General features: G+C 65.8%; 18 protein-coding genes. 11 read left to right on the forward strand and 7 right to left on the reverse strand.

Features of this window, described 5'->3' with window-relative positions; genetic code table 11:
* The first annotated feature begins 118 nt into the window (after positions 1–118).
* Positions 119–1021, forward strand: coding sequence for a hypothetical protein (locus tag QW868_RS26815; RefSeq protein ID WP_410051335.1), 903 nt, complete (start codon positions 119–121; stop codon positions 1019–1021).
* A 91-nt stretch (positions 1022–1112) separates the two neighbouring features.
* On the opposite strand, the gene thrS is transcribed toward QW868_RS26815, so the two are convergent.
* The gene (gene thrS / locus QW868_RS26820) at positions 1113–3179 is read right to left on the reverse strand and encodes a threonine--tRNA ligase (RefSeq protein ID WP_316231934.1); all 2067 of its coding nucleotides are present in this window, start codon (positions 3177–3179) and stop codon (positions 1113–1115) included.
* Between the two features lie 381 nt (positions 3180–3560).
* Here thrS and QW868_RS26825 point away from each other — a divergent pair, with 381 nt between their 5' ends.
* The 3 genes from QW868_RS26825 to QW868_RS26835 all read left to right on the forward strand — a co-directional run bounded on the left by QW868_RS26825 (position 3561) and on the right by QW868_RS26835 (position 6606).
* Positions 3561–4838, forward strand: a complete 1278-nt coding sequence (locus tag QW868_RS26825) for a hypothetical protein (protein WP_316176456.1) — start codon at positions 3561–3563, stop codon at positions 4836–4838.
* A gap of 94 nt (positions 4839–4932) precedes the next feature.
* A complete protein-coding gene (locus tag QW868_RS26830; protein ID WP_315776681.1) occupies positions 4933–6108 on the forward strand; it encodes an MFS transporter in 1176 nt (391 codons plus the stop codon).
* A 147-nt stretch (positions 6109–6255) separates the two neighbouring features.
* Positions 6256–6606 (forward strand): hypothetical protein, encoded by a 351-nt coding sequence (locus QW868_RS26835; RefSeq protein WP_315737513.1) that lies wholly within the window; start codon positions 6256–6258, stop codon positions 6604–6606.
* Positions 6607–6627: 21 nt separating this feature from the next.
* Here the strand turns inward: QW868_RS26835 and QW868_RS26840 are convergent, their stop codons facing one another.
* On the reverse strand, positions 6628–7830 hold the full coding sequence (locus tag QW868_RS26840; RefSeq protein WP_410051330.1) for an alpha/beta hydrolase: 1203 nt from the start codon (positions 7828–7830) through the stop codon (positions 6628–6630).
* 348 nt (positions 7831–8178) lie between these two features.
* Between QW868_RS26840 and QW868_RS26845 the strand changes: the two genes are divergently transcribed.
* Both QW868_RS26845 and QW868_RS26850 read left to right on the forward strand, forming a co-directional pair.
* A complete protein-coding gene (locus QW868_RS26845) occupies positions 8179–9552 on the forward strand; it encodes an APC family permease (protein ID WP_315737728.1) in 1374 nt (457 codons plus the stop codon).
* A 1-nt stretch (position 9553) separates the two neighbouring features.
* Positions 9554–10792 (forward strand): hypothetical protein, encoded by a 1239-nt coding sequence (locus QW868_RS26850; protein WP_410051331.1) that lies wholly within the window; start codon positions 9554–9556, stop codon positions 10790–10792.
* Between the two features lie 10 nt (positions 10793–10802).
* Here QW868_RS26850 and QW868_RS26855 read toward each other — a convergent pair whose 3' ends face one another.
* A complete protein-coding gene (locus tag QW868_RS26855; protein WP_315737515.1) occupies positions 10803–11015 on the reverse strand; it encodes a hypothetical protein in 213 nt (70 codons plus the stop codon).
* A 164-nt stretch (positions 11016–11179) separates the two neighbouring features.
* Complete coding sequence (gene yidD / locus QW868_RS26860; protein WP_315780742.1) at positions 11180–11530, reverse strand: membrane protein insertion efficiency factor YidD; 351 nt, start codon at positions 11528–11530, stop codon at positions 11180–11182.
* Between the two features lie 262 nt (positions 11531–11792).
* Between yidD and QW868_RS26865 the strand changes: the two genes are divergently transcribed.
* Positions 11793–12692: a hypothetical protein gene (locus QW868_RS26865; RefSeq protein ID WP_315780744.1), complete on the forward strand. Its 900-nt coding sequence runs from the start codon at positions 11793–11795 to the stop codon at positions 12690–12692.
* Positions 12693–12827: 135 nt separating this feature from the next.
* On the opposite strand, the gene QW868_RS26870 is transcribed toward QW868_RS26865, so the two are convergent.
* Positions 12828–13289, reverse strand: a complete 462-nt coding sequence (locus QW868_RS26870; protein ID WP_315798710.1) for an iron-sulfur cluster assembly scaffold protein — start codon at positions 13287–13289, stop codon at positions 12828–12830.
* A 227-nt stretch (positions 13290–13516) separates the two neighbouring features.
* On the opposite strand from QW868_RS26870, the gene folE reads away from it, so the two are divergent.
* The 4 genes from folE to QW868_RS26890 all read left to right on the forward strand — a co-directional run bounded on the left by folE (position 13517) and on the right by QW868_RS26890 (position 17329).
* Positions 13517–14224: a GTP cyclohydrolase I FolE gene (folE, locus tag QW868_RS26875; RefSeq protein ID WP_315737519.1), complete on the forward strand. Its 708-nt coding sequence runs from the start codon at positions 13517–13519 to the stop codon at positions 14222–14224.
* Positions 14225–14253: 29 nt separating this feature from the next.
* Positions 14254–14682 (forward strand): phosphoribosyl-AMP cyclohydrolase, encoded by a 429-nt coding sequence (gene hisI, locus QW868_RS26880; RefSeq protein WP_315749472.1) that lies wholly within the window; start codon positions 14254–14256, stop codon positions 14680–14682.
* A gap of 149 nt (positions 14683–14831) precedes the next feature.
* A complete protein-coding gene (locus QW868_RS26885; protein WP_315737521.1) occupies positions 14832–15863 on the forward strand; it encodes a lytic transglycosylase domain-containing protein in 1032 nt (343 codons plus the stop codon).
* 290 nt (positions 15864–16153) lie between these two features.
* Positions 16154–17329 carry a DUF2336 domain-containing protein gene (locus tag QW868_RS26890; RefSeq protein ID WP_315776675.1) on the forward strand — a complete coding sequence of 392 codons (1176 nt, stop codon included), beginning with the start codon at positions 16154–16156 and terminating at the stop codon, positions 17327–17329.
* Positions 17330–17500: 171 nt separating this feature from the next.
* On the opposite strand, the gene QW868_RS26895 is transcribed toward QW868_RS26890, so the two are convergent.
* Positions 17501–18085: an Hpt domain-containing protein gene (locus QW868_RS26895; protein WP_315754073.1), complete on the reverse strand. Its 585-nt coding sequence runs from the start codon at positions 18083–18085 to the stop codon at positions 17501–17503.
* A gap of 124 nt (positions 18086–18209) precedes the next feature.
* The gene (locus QW868_RS26900; protein ID WP_172107934.1) at positions 18210–18755 is read right to left on the reverse strand and encodes a response regulator; all 546 of its coding nucleotides are present in this window, start codon (positions 18753–18755) and stop codon (positions 18210–18212) included.
* Positions 18756–18822: the final 67 nt, after the last annotated feature.

An 18822-nucleotide genomic window follows, 5' to 3' on the forward strand; every position in this document is an offset into this window, starting at 1 on the left:
CCATCGGTCCGCCGCCAGCCTCGGCCGTGGCAATTGTGGAAATTTGGGTGGATCGGTAAAAAGATGACGCTGGAGACCGCAGCTCGCGGCCGGCCGGGGCAGCAGACTTGCGGTGGGAATGACAGCGCTGACGCCTTCAGTTGATGCCGTCGTGCGGCTGCGCCGCGAGCCGGGTTTCGCCGTGGCGATGCGGGCGTCGACCGAGGCTGCCGTCAGGCTCTACCGGGGCGACCGCATCCTCAATGCGCTGCTGAGCGACCGGGCGCGGGCGCTGTTTCCACATGTCGCGCTGTACCTGCACTTCGCCGAGCAGCGCGATGGCGAGCTCGGCCTCACCGTCGGCGCCATGAAGGAGATGTGCGTCAGGCTCGGCCTGTGCAGCCGCGGCCGCTGCGAGGCGATGCTGGCGCTTATGCGCGCGGCCGGGCTGGTCGCGTCCGCCTCCAATCTCGACCGACGCCGGCGTCCGCTGGTGCCGACCGACAAGCTCATCGCGCTGCATCGCGAGCGGTGGGGCGTGCAGTTCGACGCGATGAGCGCGGTGCTGCCGGCCGCCGTGGCTTATCGGGCGGCGCTGAACGATCCGGCCTTCGTGAAGACCTTCGTGCTCGAGCTTGGCCGCCGCTTCATCGCGGGCGTGCGGGTGCTCGATGGCGCGCCGGAGCTGGAGCCGTTTGCCGAGCGCACCGCTGGCATGGTGATCCTGTTCAGCCTGGCCCAAGGGGGCGGGCCGGACCAGCCGTTCCCGCCCGCTGGTCCCGTGCCGCTCTCCATCAATGGACTGGCGACGCGCTTTTCGGTGTCGCGCAAGCACGTGCTGACCTTGCTGCGGGATGCGGAGGAGAAGGGCCTGCTCGTCCGCGGCACCGAGGCCATCACCATCCTGCCAAGGGGACGCGAGGCGATCGAGCGGATGCTCGCGACGATGTTCCTCTACATGGCCGAATGCGCCGAGGTGGCGCGGCAGGCGGCGGGCCGGGATGGGAGTGCGACGGATGCAGCGGCCAGCCTATCGGCATAGCAGCGCCCGTAGCCCGGGTGAGCGCAAGCGACACCCGGGGAAACTGTTCCCGCATGTCGCTGCGCTCATGCGGGCTACGAACCGGGACAGCTCACGCCGCCTCGCGCTGACGGCGCCGCACGTCCGGCGGCGTCGCCTCGTCGACCAGGGCGGCGATGGCGTCCGCGGTCGGCATCACGGTCTGGCCGTCGCGGCCGAGCCGGCGGACGGAGACCGAATGCGTCTCGGCCTCCTTCTTGCCGACGACGAGCAGGGCCGGGATCTTCTGCAGCGAATGCTCGCGGACCTTGTAGTTGATCTTCTCGTTGCGCAGGTCGATCTCGGCCCGCAGGCCGGCACGCCGCAACGCCGCCAGCACCTGCTTGGCGTATTCGTCGCCTTCCGAGGTGATGGTGGTGACGACCACCTGCGTCGGCGCCAGCCACAGCGGGAAGCTGCCGGCATAGTGCTCGATCAGGATGCCGATGAAGCGCTCCATCGAGCCGCAGATGGCGCGGTGGACCATGACCGGCGCCTTCTTGGCGCCGTCGGCGTCGATGTAGAACGCGCCGAACCGCTCCGGCAGGTTGAAGTCGACCTGCGTGGTGCCGCACTGCCAGTCGCGGCCGATGGCATCGCGCAGCACATACTCGAACTTCGGCCCGTAGAACGCGCCTTCGCCCGGATTGATCTCGGTGCGGATGTGGTTGCTCTGCGCCTTGATCTCGTTCAGCACGGTGGCCATCACGCGCTCGGCGTGATCCCACATCTCGTCGGTGCCGACGCGCTTGTCCGGCCGGGTCGAGAGCTTCACCGTCAATTCGCCCTCGAAGCCGAAATCCGAGTAGGTCGACAGGATCAGGTCGTTGATCTTCAGGCACTCGTCGGCGAGCTGGTCCTCGGTGCAGAACACATGCGCATCGTCCTGGGTGAAGCCGCGCACGCGCATCAGGCCGTGCATGGCGCCGGAGGCCTCGTAGCGATGCACGACGCCGAACTCGGCGAGCCGCAGCGGCAGGTCGCGGTAGCTCTTCAGGCCGTGCTTGAAGATCTGCACGTGACCCGGGCAGTTCATCGGCTTGAGCGCGAACCAGCGCTTGTCCTCGGCCTCGTCGCCGGCGGACTGCGCTGCGAACATGTTCTCGCGATACCAGTTCCAGTGACCGGAGGTCTCCCACAGCGACTTGTCGAGGATCTGCGGCGCGTTGACCTCGTCATACTCGCCGGCGAGACGCCGGCGCATATAGGCGATCAGCGCCTGGAAGATGCTCCAGCCTTTGGGATGCCAGAACACGACGCCCGGACCTTCCTCCTGGAAGTGGAACAGGTCGAGCTCGCGGCCGAGCTTGCGGTGGTCGCGCTTCTCGGCCTCCTCGATCTGCTTGAGGTAGGCGTCGAGCTGCTCCTGCTTGGCGAAGGCGGTGCCGTAGATGCGGGTCAGCATCGGGTTGTTGGAATCGCCGCGCCAATACGCGCCCGCCACCTTCATCAATTTGAAGGCGTTGCCGATCTTCCCCGTCGAGGTCATGTGCGGACCACGACACAGGTCGAACCAGTCGCCCTGGTAGTAGATCTTGATCGGCTCGCTGCCAGGAATGGCGTCGACCAGTTCGACCTTGAATGCCTCGCCCTTGTCGCGGAACACCTGCTTGGTCTTCTCGCGGTCCCACACCTCCTTGGTGAAGGGTTTGTCGCGGCCGATGATCTCGCGCATCTTCTTTTCGATCGCGGCGAAGTCTTCGGGCGTGAACGGCTCGTTGCGGAAGAAGTCGTAATAGAAGCCGTTCTCGATCACCGGACCGATCGTGACCTGAGTGCCCGGCCACAGCGATTGCACGGCCTCGGCGAGCACGTGCGCGCAATCGTGCCGGATCAATTCCAGCGCGCGCGGGTCGTCGCGGTCGACGAGTTCGAGCTTGGCGTCATCGGTGATGGGATCGTCGAGGTCGACGAGGTCGCCGTTCAGCGCCATCGCGACGGTGCGCTTGGCGAGCGAGGGCGAGATGCCCTTGGCAATGTCGAGACCGGTGGTGCCCCTGGGATATTCACGCCGGGCGCCGTCTGGGAAGCTGATGGTGATCTTCTCGACCGGGGTGGCGGGCTTCAGGTTACTGAGGCTGTATTGGAAATTGGACTTTTGCTGGTCGGACTTGGAATCAGGCGATTTCGGATCGGACATGGGTCACTCCTTGAGCTCACTCCTGCGAACGAGCGCAGGTAAGCGGGAGCAAGGGGTATAGCAGGGGATTTTCAGGCTGCAACCGGGAGAGGGACGGGAAAACCGCCCAATTGCGGCCGGTGCGGCGATGCGGAGATTGCTGCCGCGGGCCGGTATGATACAACTTCAAGTGTTCGGGGCGTGGGGACGCGTTTGGCGATGGAGTCTGCAGGGGAGGCGCCGCTCTCCGTTTGTCGGCGCGGCGGCATTCATGTTGGGGCCGCACTGATCATGTGCGTGCTGTCGAGCCTGTCGTCGCTCGCGGCCGTTCCGGCGGCAACAAGGCCCGCGGACCAGTCCAGATCCATGGTCCAGCCGAGACCTCTTTCGCAGCAAAAGGCTTTGCAGCCGAAGCCGGCGGCGCAGCCAAGGCCCCCGGCCAGACCTGCAACGGAGTCCAGGCCGGCCGCGCGCCGCGCCCCGTCGCCGCGGATCGCAGATGGCTCGGCGCCGATTGCGTTCGCGCTCGTCAAGGGCTCCTCGGACGCCTGTGGACATGGCTGTGACAGCTGGATCGCCGCCGAAGGCAAGATCGACGGCGGCGCCGCCGCGCGCTTCCGCAAGTTCATGAAGCAGATCGGCGAGCGCAGATTGCCGATCTACTTCAATTCTCCAGGCGGCAATCTGCAGCAGGCGCTCGCCATCGGCGACATGCTGCGCGAGCGCAAGGCCGCCGTGCGGGTGGGACGTACCACCTTGCGCGAGTGCGGCTTCGAGCCTCAGGAGGGCGAAGCTTGTAGCAAGCTGAAGCTGTCCGGACGCGAGCTGCATGGCGAGGTCTGGACGCGGGGGGCGACGTGCAATTCGGCCTGTCCCTACCTGCTGCTCGGCGCGTCCACACGTGACATCGCAGCGGATGCGACGCTCGCGGTGCATTCTCCGCGCGTCATCCTGAACTTCACGGGCGGCGTGCCGACCCGCGAGATGCGGGCGCAGGCGATGCAGCAGGCGATGGCTCGGGCCGACAAGATGGTGCTCGACTACATCACCAAGCTCGGCGCGGATCCCGGTCTGCTGACGGTGGCGCGGTCTGTCCCGTTCGAGAGCATGCGCATCCTGACGCGGGAGGAGATCGCGCGGTTTGCGCTCGACAGGCGGCAGCGGGTGGAAAGCCCCTGGATGTTCGAGACCGCCAGCCGAGGGATTGCCTACAAGACCATTCTCGCACGTAGGGACGGTGAGAGCACGTTCCAGACCACGCGCTTGCAGATGGTCTGCTTCGATCAGGACCGCTTCGAGCTCGACGTCGAGCGCATCGCGCCGGCCGGCTCGCCGCCGGGTCCGCTGGCGATGGCGAGCGGAGATATGCGGCTCAATTTCCTCTCGCCGCCGCGGCGGTCGGGCGATCGCGAGACCTGGGGCGTGTTCCTGAATGCAAGCCAGGTGAAAACGCTGTCGTTGATGCCGTCGGCCGAGCTGAGCGATTCCCTGTTGAATGTCGCGCGTCGCAATGTCTCGACATTTCCGGTGAGCAGCGAAGGCCTGCAATCTGCCCTGAAGATGCTGACCGACAGCTGCCCGCCGTCCAAGGCCATCGCCCGTCCGACGAGTACGCCGGTTCCGTGGACGCAGATTCCCTCGCCGCAGGCCTCGGCGGCGCAGTCCGCCCCCGCGCGCTGACGAGAATGGACGAAGGAGGCAGGACGAGAGAAAGTCATGGACGGCATGAGACATTTTCATGCAAATGCATGGAATTCTCTGCTATTGAGGCGCGATGACATCCACATCCGCTCCCGGGCGCTTTGCGCCGACCGCGCTCATGCTCGGCAATCTCGTCACCGGCTGCTCGGTGCTCGCGCCCGCCGGCCTGCTGCCGGAGCTCGCCTCAGATCTTGCTGTCGGCGTTCAGACGGCGGGGCTCCTGATCACCTTCGGCGCGGTGGTGCTCTGCATCTGCTCGCCCTTGACCGCCTGGCTGACGAGCCGCTTCGACCGCCGCCGTTTGCTCGCAGCGACGCTCTTGGTGCTCACGCTCGGCAATCTCGGCTCGGCGTTTGCGCCCGATTATGCGAGCCTGCTCGCGCTGCGCCTCGTGATGCTCGCGGTCGGCGCTCTCTATACACCGCAGGCCGCCGGAACGGCGGCGCTGATCAGCCCGGTCGAGAGACGCGGCAGCACCATCGCCTATGTCTTCCTGGGCTGGTCGCTGGCGGCCGCCGTGGGGCTGCCCATGATCACCTTCATCGGCAGTCATTCCGGTTGGCGAGCCGCCTATCTCGCGGTCGGTGCGGCCGGCGCGGTCAGCTTCGTGCTGCTGACGTGGCGCCTGCCATCCGGCCTGAAGGGCGCGCCGGTCGCGTTGAAGACCTGGACCGAACTCGGCCGCAACCGCCTGGTGGTCCTGCTGCTCCTGGTCACGACCCTGCAGATGTCGGGACAGTTCGTCATCTTCACCTTCATGGGACCGCTGCTGAAGCGCCTGACTGGCGCCGACTCCAACCAGATCGGCCTGGTGTTCGCGATCTACGGCGCCTGCGGCTTTCTCGGCGTCGTCATCGCAACCCGGATCGTCGATGGCTGGGGGGCCTACCGGACATCGCTCTTGTTCACCTGCCTGATGTTCGCCGGCGTGTCGGCCTGGACGCTGGCGGCAGGCACCTACGGCCTCATGGCGGTGGCGGTCGCAATCTGGGGGTTGGGGTTTGCGTCCACCAATTCGATGCAGCAGGTTCGGCTGGTGGCAGCCGCGCCGCCGCTCGCCTCGGCTTCGGTGTCGCTCAACACCTCGGTGCTCTATATCGGCCAAGCCATCGGCTCCGCGATCGGCGGCAGCCTGTTCGCGCGCGACCTGCTCGGCGCCACCGGCTACGTCGCACTGATGTTCCTGACCCTGGCATTGCTGGCAATCCTGGCCAGCCGCCAGCGCGCGCGGATCGCGGTTCCGGCCTGAGCAGCGGGTTGACGCTTGGCAAAGCCGGCCCGACCGGATTAAAGGCCGATGTCGTGGGGGCTGCTGGGGCGTGGATTCTGCCACGGCCGGCGAGTAGCATCGACGGACGTCCTCGCGTGCCCACGGGTCGGATGAGAGAGATATGGCATGAAGAAGATGATGTTGAGCCTGGCTGCAGTGCTGCTGTGCACCCCTGCGCTGGCCCAGAGCGCGCCGATGGTCGGTGACCGACCGCTGGTGCAGGTCAAGCCGAAGGGGACGAAGACCGCCGCCGCAGCGCCGGCCAAGCCGCAATCGGCGGCCGCCAAGCTCCAGGCCTGCCTGGAGATCGATGACGGAACCAAGGAGCGCCTGAACTGCTACGACGCCGTCATTCCGCCAGCCGCCAAGCCGAAGGCGATGAAGGCCAAGGCGGTCGGCGACTGCAAGTTCACCAAGGAAGAGGACGAGCGGCTCGCCTGCTTCAACGGCTTCGTCGAGAAGCTGCCGAAGTCCTGAGGCGTTGCGGCGGCCGCTCTCTCAGCGGCTCGACACGCGGTTCGACATGTCCTGGGCTCCGGCCGCAATCCGGATCGGCGGCTGGGCGGCCGCCATCTTGACCAGCACATCCTTGATCGGGTTGCGAGTCCAGGCCTGCGTGACGTAGTCGCGATGGGTGATGCCCTCGTCGGTCTCGACGAAGACGACGCTGCCCGGGCGCAGCGGCCGGTCCATGTCCTCGGAGACCTGGATGCCGCGATCGCGCAGCATCGTCATCAGCTCCTGATCATGCCGCGCGGTATAGCGCGTGTAGGAGCTGATGAAAAAGCCGGAGCGGTTGCGCTCGATCCAGTTGGCGAACTTGTCGAGCTGGCCGTAGACCGCATCGAGCAGCACGACGCCGCGCACGCGGTCGCTGATGCCGCCGACCTCGAGGCTCCATGCCGTGGGGAGGAAGCCGCCGCTGTAGCCGACGATTACGATGGGCATGCCGGCGAAAGTCTTCGCGCTTGCTGGATCGCCGGTCAGGCGGGCGAGGCTGGCCGCGGCCTCGTCCATGAAGCGCTTGAAGCCGCCGGGCTGCCAGAACTTGCCGGCGCTCGAATCGGCGGCGTCGACGGCCATCTGCGGCGCGAGCAGCACCGCGTTGACGCCGGCCGCGGTGATCTGCTGCGGCACCAACTGGCGGTCGCGCACGTCGCGCTCCAGCGTGGCGCCGTTGCCATGGAAGAACACGACGATCACGCCCGGCTTGCGCACATCGAATTGTTCGGGGACGTGCACCAGCACACGGCTGTCGTTGTAGGTCTGGTCCTGCCAGTAGACGCGGCCGGAGAAGCTGCGGTGGCCGCGGCGCTCACCGCTGCTGACGTTCAGGAACGGTGCGTCGGACGCCGGATTGTTGCCGAAATAGGGAAAGGCCGACGACTTCATGCTGACGAGGGTCGTCAGTTCCTCACGCTGCGGCCGTCCCGGCCGCTGCGGCTCCAGCGATGCGATCTGAGAGGGCGCCGGCTTCGGGGCGAAGTCGGAGGGCGTGTGAAGCCGAAAGCTCTCCTGCGCAGACGGGAAACGGTCGCTGAATTCAGGTGCCGGAAAACGATCGTCGAAGGTCAGCCCCTGGGCCGTCGACGCGTTGGCGGCCAACGCCTCGGGATTGGGGGCCTTGCCGCAATGCGTGAACGAAAGGCAGATCGCCAGCGCGAATGCCGCGCGCCACCAGAGGCACCAACCTCTGCGCACAGACCTCAAGACGTTATGGTCTTCCCCGATCATCCGTCCCCAAAGACGAGTTCGAGCGCAACACGGCTCTTCAACCAGCGGATTTCGTTCAACCTGCGCCGCCGAAATTGAGGTCGCGTTAAGGATCGTGTCCGGTCAACCCCGGGCGCACCGGGACACACCACGCGAACGTGTCGCGATTGTGGGACGCCTGGCGACCCAATGCAATGTCGCAGCCCAGCCTGTCCGAAATCGGTTCATAAATACCCTTGATGAAGGTCATATTTAACGCCCGTTAACGATGTTTGAATGCTTCGGCGGGAACCTGGGCCGAGGCAGAGGAAGGGGCGCCGGGCGTCCTTCGACGAGATGGCTGCATCCGAGGCGGACGATCCCGGCCGGGGCCGGACAGACGGCGACCGGGTTCCATCCGTGTCGCTTCCGGTCGCGACTGCTATCGTCATCGCCGACATGATCGGGGTCGGCGTCTTCACCAGCCTCGGCTTCCAGGTCCGGGACATCCCGTCGGGCTTCTCCATTCTGGTGCTGTGGGCGGTCGGGGGATTGGTGTCGATCTGCGGGGCACTGTCCTATGCCGAACTCGGCACGATGTTTCCGCGCTCGAGCGGCGAGTACAATTTTCTCACGCGGGCGTTCCACCCGGCGATCGGCTTCATGGCCGGGTGGGTCTCGGCGACGGTGGGCTTCGCGGCGCCGGTGGCGCTCGCGGCCATGGCGTTCGGAGAATATGGTCGTGCCGTCATCCCGGGCGCTCCGCCGCTGCTGCTCGCCACCGGCGCTGTCTGGCTCGTGACAGCAGTGCAACTCGGCGGCATCAGGCAGTCGAGCCGTTTCCAGCTGTTGTCGACCGTGCTGAAGCTCGGGCTCATCACCGCCTTCCTGATCGCCGGCTACACCATCGCCACCCCGCAACCGGTGACGTTCCTGCCAACCGTGACCGATGTCGGTCACGTGACGAGCGCGGCGTTCGCGACCGGACTGGTGTTCGTGATGTACGCGTTCTCCGGCTGGAACGCGGCGACTTACATCATCGGCGAGTTGCATGCGCCGGAGCGGACCTTGCCGCGCGCGCTGCTGTTGGGCACGGTGATCGTTCTGGTGCTCTACATTGCGCTCAACGCGGTTTTCCTGCGAGCCGCACCGATGGACGCGCTCGCGGGCCAACTCCAGGTCGCGAGCATCGCGGGCAGTCATATCTTCGGCGAGACCGGCGGGCGCTTCGTGGCCGCGATGATCTGCATCGGACTGGTTCCTTCCATTGCCGCGATGATGTGGATCGGCCCGCGCGTGCTGATGACAATGGGCGAGGACATTCCGGCGCTGTCGGTGTTCGCGCGGCGCTCGCGCAACGGGGCGCCGGCATATGCCGTCCTGTTCCAGCTCACGGTGGCCACCCTGATGCTGTTCACGGAGAGCTTCGAGGCGGTGCTGGATCTCGTCCAGTTCTCGCTCTTGTCCTGCTCGTTTCTCGCTGTGCTCGGACTGTTCAAGCTGCGCATCGCGCAGCCCGAACTCACGCGACCCTACCGCGCCTGGGGCTATCCGGTCACGCCGTTGATCTTCCTCAGCGTGACCTTCTTCATGATGTACTATCTCGTCGCGACGCGGCCCTTGCAGGCAGGGCTCGGCGCAGGCGCAATGGCGTCGGGATTGCTGATCTATTGGCTCGCTCACGCGCGATCGCGCCGTATCACCGCAACGCTCGCATCGGGTTCGGATTGAAATGCTGTTGGCCTCGAGAGTCTGGTTCGCCGTCGCATGTCTGATCCTTGCCATGAGCTTCGAGGCTCGAGCTCAGACCATCACGCCGGACGATACGGCGCGGGTGCTGGCGGGCATGGCGCCAGCGGCGGGCTCGCCGCTCGTGCCCTTCGTGCAGGATCCGGCATGGCGGCGGCACGCGGCGTTCTTCGACAACGCCTTCAATCAGCTCGAGCAGCGACAATTGTCGAAGATCAGGGCCTGGGCGGATGCCAATCTGGCCGCGCCGCGGCCGGCGATGTTCTATTTCTTCTCCGGGCCGGATTTTCTCTATGCCGATGCCTTTCATCCGAAGGCAACGACCTATGTCCTGGTGGCGCTCGAGCCGACCGGCCCGATCCCGGACCTGACCAGATTGCCCCGAGGCAGCATCGGCCCTGCGCTGTCCTATGTCGAACGCTCGTTGCAATCGATCCTGAGTTTCTCCTTCTTTATCACCAGGGACATGAAGGTCGACTTGCGCGAAGGCGAACTCGAAGGGACCTTGCCAATCCTCTACGTCTTCCTGGCGCGCACCGGCAAGACGATCCGCGAGGCCAGTCTGATCTGGTTGGACGAGAATGGCGGATTGCACGGAAACAACGAGCCGCCGACGCGCAATGCGACCAAGGGCGCGCGCATCCTGTTTGCCGGCGCCGACGGGGTCGCGAAGACGCTCTACTACTTCTCCGCTGATCTCTCCGATTCCGGCGTGAAGGCCAGTGGGTTGTTCAAGTTCTGCGAGCCGCTGGGGCCGGGCGACAGTCTCCTGAAGAGCGCGTCTTATCTGTTGCATGAGAACGGCTTCGCACGGGTCCGCAGCTGGCTGCTGAAGAACAGCGCCACCGTCATCCAGGACGATTCCGGCATCCCGCTCGCGAGCTATGAGGCGCGGGCCTGGCGTTTCCTGCCGTTCGGGCGCTATGCCGGGCCGATCGACAAATTCCCGGACATGTACCAGAGGAGCTATGCGAGGCTGTTCGAGCGTGCGCAGCCGCTGGAATTCGGGATCGGCTATCGTTGGCGCACGCGTGAATCGAATGTCCTGCTTGCGGTGAGATCGCCTCCGGCCGACGCGACGGTCTCGGCCGAAGCGAGCGCCCCTGCAGAAACGGATTACCAGCCACCGCCGCGCGCCCGGCGCGTGCCGCGGCCGCTGGAGCCGGTTCCTCTCTATCCGCCGCCGCGGCGCGACGATTTCATCTTCTGGCCGAGATGGTAGGGGGTGAATATCACCAGTGCACGCTCTGGCTGGGCACGATGTAGGACGTCGTCGGCGGGGGCAGGGCGGTGCTGTCGGCAAGATAGCGCCAGGCACCGACAATGACGATCAACAAAGCGATGATGCAGAGTAGATCCACCTGGCGTGCGTCGTGGTGGCCGGCCTGATCGGGACCGATGCTCTTGCGGGAACGGTTGCTTCTGGGGCTGATTGTCCAGCGCATCGTTGTTTTCCTCCCGAAGGAAGCATCACATCAATGCAGGTCGAGGCAGCGCGGTTCCTGATGGGAGCGCCGGCTCGTGACGTAAGAATAATCGTAGCCCGAGATTTCGCCAGGGCCATGTGCTGCAGATCAATTGACGAGCGCGACGTCTGTTGCGCTGCACATCAGCCCGGGCCGTTGACGCCGCGCCATCGCGCGTAGCGCCAAGGCAGATACCAGTGAGCGCCTGCGGGAGCCGTTGTTGGGACGTTGTCGATGCCCGAGGTGCCAAAGGGCTGGCAGCGCAGCAGACGGGCGAGCGTCATCCACCCGCCCGCCCAGAGTCCGAAGCGTTCGATGGCCTCATCGGCATAGACCGAGCAGGTCGGCAGGTGCCGACAATTGTAGCCGACCAGCGGCGACAATGTGTGGCGGTACAGCCAGATCAGCGCGTGAGCAGCGCGCCGCGGGAGTCGGGCCAGCAGCGACCCGATGTGCGCAGAATGGCAGCCGATGTCAGAGCATGAGTGCTTCATGAGCGCGATGCCAGATGGATGTGCGAACTTTTGACCGGTTCCTCGGCAGGGAACCCGGCTCGCGTTCATTTGTGGTGATGTGATGCAACAATGGCCGGTTTTCAGCGGCGCCGCAGCACGCCGCAGCTGGACGGTCGGTGATTGCCCGGATACGTTTCCCGACAAGGATGTGACAGACTAATAACGGATTTGAGGCCAGGTTGTCAGGTCTTTCCGCGAGAAAACTGAGGAACTGCGTACCGAGCTTGACGAGGGGGACGGATTGCGCGTGAGATTGCTGCGGTCGCGTGAATTGCGCTGGATGCTACTTGGTGTTGCAGCGCTTGGTGCGGTGGTCGGTAGCGCGATCACCATCATGTCAAACACGGCGCGCGCCGGCGGCGCGCTCGAAGAGCGCAAACTCCCGATGCGGTTCGGTTGGGTCGCCTGCGAGCCGAATTGCGGCTGGGTCAGTGCGGTTGGGATCGTCACCGGCGATACGCCGAAGGATTTCGAGGATTTCGCGAGGGATCGCGACCTGACGGGGGCCACCCTGGTGCTCGACTCCAGCGGCGGCTCGGTCAACGACGCCATCACCTTGGGCCGCCGGTTCCGTGGGCTGAAGATGCGCACCACCGTCGGCATGACCCAGCGTCCGAGCCGCGCGGGTGACCGGCCGCGCGTCATGCCCGAGGCCTATTGCGAGTCGATGTGCGTGTTCCTGCTGCTGGCTGGAACCACGCGTTATGTTCCGGACACGGCCCATGTCCGCGTTCACCAGATCTGGATGGGAGACCGCGCCGACGACGCCAAGGCGGCGAGCTATACGGCGCAGGACCTGATGATCGTCGAGCGCGACATCGGGCGTCTCGCCAAATACACCTTCGAGATGGGCGGAGCGGGCGATCTGCTGTCGCTGGCGCTGAACGTGCCGCCCTGGGAGGACCTGCATGAGCTGTCACGCGCCGAGCTGCGGCTCACCAACGTCGTGACCACGGATCTGGTTGCCGAGGTGCTGCCGCCGAAGGGGGCCGTGCCGGTCGCCGAGCTCGCACAGAAGCCGCAGGCCAAGGACAAGCAGCAGGACCGCTTCTCCGTGGCGCTGGACCGCGACAAGGGGCAACTGTCGCGTACCGCCGAGGCTCTGCCGCCAGCGACGGTCGCCACGACGCCGCAGCAATAGGCATCGACGTCGCCGGGGCGAGCCGGACCTCCGCGTCCAATCATGAGCTTGCCGACGACCGCTCCCGCATGCCGGTGCGCTCATGCGGGCTATGGATCTGTCAGTCTGCACGCACGGGTGGGAAGCGGTGCCGCCTCAGCCCTGAGCCGCGGCCGGCTGCTCGCCGTTGGTCTTGGCCTCGATCTGGCCGATGGCATCCACCACGGCGTCGAACGTCAGCATCGTGGAGGCGTGGCGGGCCTTGTAGTCTCGCACCGGCTCAAGCAGGGCAATGTCGGCCCATTTGCCCTCCGGCGGCGCACCGTTCTCCTTCAGCATCCTCCGGACCGTCTCCCGCAGCTCGCGCAGCTCCGCGGCGCTGGAACCGACGACGTGGCGGGCCATGATCGAAGAGGAGGCCTGGCCGAGGGCGCAGGCCTTCACGTCATGGGCGAAGTCGGTCACCACGGGCCCGTCCATCTTGAGGTCGACCTTGACGGTCGAGCCGCACAGCTTGGAATGGGCGGTGGCAGTGGCGTCCGGGTGGTCCAGCCGTCCGAGCCGCGGAATGTTGCCGGCGAGCTCGATGATGCGCTTGTTGTAGATGTCGTTCAGCATGTGCCTGACGTCCCGGAATTACCGGCGTGGCGGCCTTGGCGGCCGGGTTTCATCGCCCTATATTGCGAGTATATGGAAACGATTGGCAGGAATTCCAGCCACATCCACAGGCGTCCGGCGCGAGAGGCGCCAAGCCTGCGTGTGGCACCTCTGCAGGTGACGCCCTCAAGGTGATGCTGTGCCGGTGACACTCCGGTCGGACCGCCGACCGGTCGAACGGAGTTGAGATGGACACTTTGATCAAGACGTTGCGTGCGAACAAGCCCGAGGGCAAGCCGTTAGACGCCAAGCTGACTGACGCTCGCGCTGCAGAGCTCGATCCCGCCGAGTTTCTCGCTGCCGCCGTGCGGCCCGACCGTGCCAGGCCGTCGCGGGCCGAGGCCGAGGCCGCAGTCTATACGCTGTTGAATTACATCGGCGAGGATCCGACCCGCGAGGGGCTGGTCGATACGCCGCGCCGGGTCGTCGAGGCCTATGACGAGCTGTACCAGGGCTATCACCAGTGCCCGGCCGAGGTGCTCGACCGCACCTTCGGCGAGACCGCCGGCTACGACGACTTCGTGCTGATTCGCGACATCGAGTTCACGTCGCAATGCGAGCATCACATGATGCCCTTCTACGGTCGCGCGCATATCGCCTATACGCCGGTCGAGCGGGTGGTCGGCCTGTCCAAGCTGGCGCGCCTGACCGACATCTTCGCCCGCCGCCTGCAGACCCAGGAGCATCTCACCGCCCAGATCGCGGCCGCGATCGACGAGGTGCTGAAGCCGCGCGGCGTCGCCGTCATGATCGAGGCCGAGCACACCTGCATGTCGGTGCGGGGCGTCGCCAAGCACGGCGCCATCACCTTCACCAGCCGCTTCACCGGCATGTTCAGGGACAATCCGGCCGAGCAGTCGCGCTTCCTGTCCATGGTGCGGTCGCCGCAACGGTAAGCCTGCCAACCCGTTGAGCAGAGAGTTTCGTGTCTTCATCCTCAGTTGAGCGCGAGGAGGGCTTGGCCTTCCTGCCCAAGTTCGACGCGGCCGGCCTCGTCACCTGTGTGACGACCGATGCCGTGAGCGGCGACGTGCTGATGGTCGCCCACATGAACGAGGAGGCCCTGCGCAAGACGGTGGCGACCGGCGAAGCCTGGTATTTCAGCCGCTCGCGCAATGCGTTGTGGCGCAAGGGTGAGAGCTCGGGCCAGACTCAGCGCGTGGTCGAGATGCGCACCGATTGCGACCAGGACGCGGTCTGGCTGCGCGTCGAGCAGGCCGGCGCGGCGTGCCACACCGGCCGCCATTCCTGCTTCTATCGCAAGGTCGAGCGATCGGATGACGGCAGCGGCGCGCGGCTCGTGTTCGTCGATGCCGACAGGCTGTTCGATCCCGCCGAGGTCTATCGCAAGTAGGCCAGCGACCTGCGTCCTGACGTGCCCGGTCGTTCATTGGCCCGGTCGGGCCCTGCGAATTAACCCGCCATTAACCATACCCGCCGCATTTTGCCGGACGTTTCCGGCGCGTTCGTCTGCCAGCGAATCTGCAAACAGCGGGTCTTCCCATGTCGGTCGACGCATCCAACTCCTCGTCCACCGGTTTCCTCGATGGCGTCCGGGCGAAGGTCGCCGGCGCGATCAAGCAGGCCGCGGACAGCGTCGGCACCAGCTTCGAATATCTGTTGTCGACCGCCAAGATGGAGTCGGACTTCAATCCGACCGCCGGCGCCTCGACGTCATCAGCGCGCGGGCTCTACCAGTTCATCGACCAGACCTGGCTCGGCACGGTGAAGGAAGCCGGCGCCGATCTCGGCTATGGCCAATATGCCGACGCGATCACCCGGACATCGTCCGGCGACTACACGGTCAGCGATCCCGGAATGCGGCAGGCGATCATGAAGCTGCGCGACGATCCGCAGGCGTCGTCCGCGATGGCCGCTGCGCTCACGCAATCGAACAGCTTCCAGCTCGCCGGCAAGATCGGCCGTCGGCCGACCGATGCCGAGCTCTACATGGCGCACTTCATGGGTGTCGGCGGCGCCGCGAAGCTGATCACCAGCACCCAAGAGACGCCGAATGCGTCGGCCGCGCGGATGTTTCCCAGCGCCGCCGCGGCCAACCGGCCGATCTTCTACGATCGCGACGGACAAGCCCGCAGCGTGTCCCAGGTCTATGCGGTGCTGAACACGCGCTATGCCGGCGCCGCCAACTCCTCGGCGACGCGCGGGGCGCTCGCCCTTTATGGAGGGGCATCGGCGAATGTCGCGGCCAATGCGGCCGGCGGTGGTGCGCTGCCGACGACGGACACCGCCACCTTCCTGTCGATGTTTCCGGATGCGCGCGGCTCGTCGCAAGCCGCATCTTCGACGACGGCCGACGCATCGGCCGCCAACCGGCCGGCGGACCCGATGTTTCGCTCGCTATTCCAGGTTGACGGCCAGTCGAGCCAGGCGGTCTCGCCGACCGTCCGCGAATTGTGGGGCCGCTCATCGGTCGCTAGCGCGGCCTCGTCGGAGGGCGGCGGTAACGATGGCGGCGGCAATGGCCAGCGCAGACTCGACCTGTTCAGCGATCCCCACGGCACCTTTTCGGGCTGATGTGCCGGCTAAGGCGGTCCGCACTCGTCGCTGAACCATTGATCAAAAAGAACTATTTTCGACCTTTCGCCACGGCTTGCACTGCCGGCGGCGGCCGCATTTCGCCCGTTGGATTACGGCCAAATGAGACATTCAGAGGTAGCATAATATAGTTTTAATTTCCCTCCTTAACAAAACATCAACAAAACCAGCTACTTATGGTGAACGCTTTGTTAAGCGTCGTGGTTTATTTTCGGTGCTGTTGAGGCCCTCGTGGCCTTTGTCTGCAAGTTGCGTAAGCCGGAAAGACCATGATCGTTCGGCAGTTTCTCAGTTGGGTCAGAACCGCACCCGCCGGTGAGCGGGCAGAGGCCACCAGGGCGCTCGCGCGGGCGTGGTTGTTGTCGGATCTCTGCGATGAGGATCGCGGCGCCGCGGAGGGCGCGCTCCTCATGCTGTTGGACGATCCGTCGCCGTTGGTGCGTCAGGCCATGGCGGAGGTGTTCGCCCGCTCGGAGGAGGCGCCGGCCGCCATCGTCCAGGCGCTCGCCACGGACCAGGCTTCTGTCGCCGCCATCATCCTCGAACATTCGCCGCTGCTGATCGATGCCGACCTCGTCGACATCGTCGCGACCGGCAACTCCGACACACAATGCGCGATCGCGCGCCGCGTCGGCCTGCCGGCGCCGGTCTGCGCCGCGATCGCCGAAGTCGGCAGCGCCGCCGCCGCGCTCGAGCTGATCGAGAACGCCTATGCCGAGCTAGCGCCGTTCTCCTGGGACCGCATCGTCGAGCGCCACGGCCATCTCGCCGCCATCCGCGAAGCGATGCTGGTCCTGGACGACCTGCCGGCCGCGACGCGGGCGGCGCTGGTCGACAAGCTCTCCGAGACACTGGCGCAGTTCGTCGTCGCCAGGAATTGGCTCAGTGCCGACAAAGCAGGGCGCATCACCAATGAGGCGCGCGACCGCTCGACCATTACCATCGCGGCGCGGTCGCGCGGCGAGGAGCTGCGCGGGCTGGTCCAGCATCTGCGTGCAACCTCGCAACTCACCGCGGGCCTGATCCTGCGCGCACTTCTCTCCGGCAACGTCGAATTGTTCGAGATCGCGCTGTCGGAGCTCGCCGACATGCCGCGGGCCCGGGTGTCGGCGCTGCTCAACGATCGCGGCCGCGCCAGCCTGCAGGGGCTGCTGCGCAAGGCGGGCATTCCCGACACCACCTTCGACGCGTTCAGCATCGCGCTCGAAGTCTGCCGCGAGAATGGATTTGCCGACACCTTGAGCGGAGCAGCGATCCTGCGCCGCAAGATGGTGGAGCGCGTGCTCACCCATTGCGCCACCGACCGTGATGCCGCCGAGCCGTTGCTGATCCTGCTGCGCCGCTTCGCCACCGAATCCGCCCGCGACGAGGCCCGCGAGTTCTGCGACGAGGTGATGGCGGAGGATTTCGTGGCCGGGCTGGAGTTCGGACTGATCGCGGCGTGAGGCGCGTCCGCTGCCGTAGGGTGGGCAAAGGCGCGTCGCAGATATCGCCACGTTCGAGCGCGCGGTGGCGCCGTGCCCACCGACTTGCCGCAGAGATTGCTGATCCATGGTGGGCACGCTGCCGCCGCTTTGCGGCGGCGGCTTTGCCCACCCTACGTGATCGCCATCCGATTACGGCTGATCGCTCGGCACCAGGCTCGGCGCCAGGATCGCTTCGAGATGCTCCGGCCGGTTGCGGTTGACCTGGAGCAGGTAGTCGTCGGCGACGCGGCGCAGCCGGCGGCTCAATTCGGCAGCGACGGTCGGGCTGTGGTACTTCGTATGATCATGCACGATCGCCTGGATGGCGTTGACGTGATGCTCGAACAGCTCGACGGGGACCTTTTCGAGATCCGGCGCGTGCTCGATGATCCGGCACAGGCTGTCGGCGACCTCGGCGGCCGCGGGATAGCCGAAGGTCGCGGCATCGCCCTTGATGTCGTGGGCGGCGCGGAACATCTCCTCGCAGGCGTCGTCGTCGAAGCCATTGTTCAGAACGGCACCGTAAGCCTTTGTCAGGCGATCGGCCTCGGTGTCCATCCACGACTTGAACTCGCCGGATAGCCCGGCAAGCGCGGCTTCCGCGCGCGCGATAGGATCGTCGAGATCCTTCTCCTCGGCGCGGCGCAGCACCTGCTTCAGCGGATTGGGCTGGGTGATGACGTGATGCGAGGCGTAGGTCTTGACCTGGATCGCCGGGGCCTTGTCTTTCGCCATCTCGATATCCCCTGATGATGCCGACCAACGCAAATCGACTCATTGCCCCGATTCATAGCCGAGGAACTGGGCGCTCTGGGCGTCGATCCCCGGATTGCGTTAACGCGGGCTCACTGCCGCGCTCTTAAACCGCGGAGCGCGCCTTATCCAGAAGTGACGGTTGCTGGAAGATCTCGGCCTCGCCGCCGATCCGGCGCTCCGGCCCGATATAAGCGGTGTTGGTGTTGCGGCGCCGGTCCGGACCGAAGTAGGTCTTGGTCTTGATGAACGGACGCGGATTGGCAACCACGTTGAGGATGCGCTGATACAGTCCCTTCGCCGAGATCGGCTTGGCGAGGAATTCCGTCACGCCGGCATCGCGCGCGACGGTGACGCGGCGCTTCTCGGAATGTCCCGTCAGCATGATGATCGGCGCGTAGGGATTGCCCTTGGCTTCCGGCTGGCGGATCATCTGCGCGAGCTCGAGCCCGTCGAAGATCGGCATCGCCCAGTCGGTGATGACGATGTCCGGGGAGAAATGAGTATACATCTCGAGCGCGGTCGCGCCGTCCTCGGCCTCGTTGACCTCGCGGGCGCCGAACGAATGCAGCAGCGTGCGCAGGATACGGCGCATGTGCGGGTTGTCGTCGCAGACGAGAAAGCGCAGCTTGTTGAAGTCGATGCGGTACATTTGGCCGGCCTGAAAGGATCACCGGTGATGGCGGTATACCCGCATTAACCATACGGAGCCGCGGGTT

The organism is Bradyrhizobium sp. SZCCHNR1051, assembly GCF_032489615.1.
GTDB lineage: Bacteria > Pseudomonadota > Alphaproteobacteria > Rhizobiales > Xanthobacteraceae > Bradyrhizobium.

Excerpts from the sequence above, each read along its gene's own strand:
- QW868_RS26815 (WP_410051335.1), top strand. The coding sequence starts at position 119 with ATGACAGCGCTGACGCCTTCAGTTGATGCCGTCGTGCGGCTGCGCCGC.
- thrS (WP_316231934.1), bottom strand. The coding sequence starts at position 3,179 with ATGTCCGATCCGAAATCGCCTGATTCCAAGTCCGACCAGCAAAAGTCC.
- QW868_RS26830 (WP_315776681.1), top strand. The coding sequence starts at position 4,933 with ATGACATCCACATCCGCTCCCGGGCGCTTTGCGCCGACCGCGCTCATG.
- QW868_RS26835 (WP_315737513.1), top strand. The coding sequence starts at position 6,256 with ATGAAGAAGATGATGTTGAGCCTGGCTGCAGTGCTGCTGTGCACCCCT.
- QW868_RS26845 (WP_315737728.1), top strand. The coding sequence starts at position 8,179 with ATGGCTGCATCCGAGGCGGACGATCCCGGCCGGGGCCGGACAGACGGC.
- QW868_RS26850 (WP_410051331.1), top strand. The coding sequence starts at position 9,554 with ATGCTGTTGGCCTCGAGAGTCTGGTTCGCCGTCGCATGTCTGATCCTT.
- QW868_RS26855 (WP_315737515.1), bottom strand. The coding sequence starts at position 11,015 with ATGCGCTGGACAATCAGCCCCAGAAGCAACCGTTCCCGCAAGAGCATC.
- yidD (WP_315780742.1), bottom strand. The coding sequence starts at position 11,530 with ATGAAGCACTCATGCTCTGACATCGGCTGCCATTCTGCGCACATCGGG.
- QW868_RS26870 (WP_315798710.1), bottom strand. The coding sequence starts at position 13,289 with ATGCTGAACGACATCTACAACAAGCGCATCATCGAGCTCGCCGGCAAC.
- folE (WP_315737519.1), top strand. The coding sequence starts at position 13,517 with ATGGACACTTTGATCAAGACGTTGCGTGCGAACAAGCCCGAGGGCAAG.
- QW868_RS26885 (WP_315737521.1), top strand. The coding sequence starts at position 14,832 with ATGTCGGTCGACGCATCCAACTCCTCGTCCACCGGTTTCCTCGATGGC.
- QW868_RS26890 (WP_315776675.1), top strand. The coding sequence starts at position 16,154 with ATGATCGTTCGGCAGTTTCTCAGTTGGGTCAGAACCGCACCCGCCGGT.
- QW868_RS26895 (WP_315754073.1), bottom strand. The coding sequence starts at position 18,085 with ATGGCGAAAGACAAGGCCCCGGCGATCCAGGTCAAGACCTACGCCTCG.
- QW868_RS26900 (WP_172107934.1), bottom strand. The coding sequence starts at position 18,755 with ATGTACCGCATCGACTTCAACAAGCTGCGCTTTCTCGTCTGCGACGAC.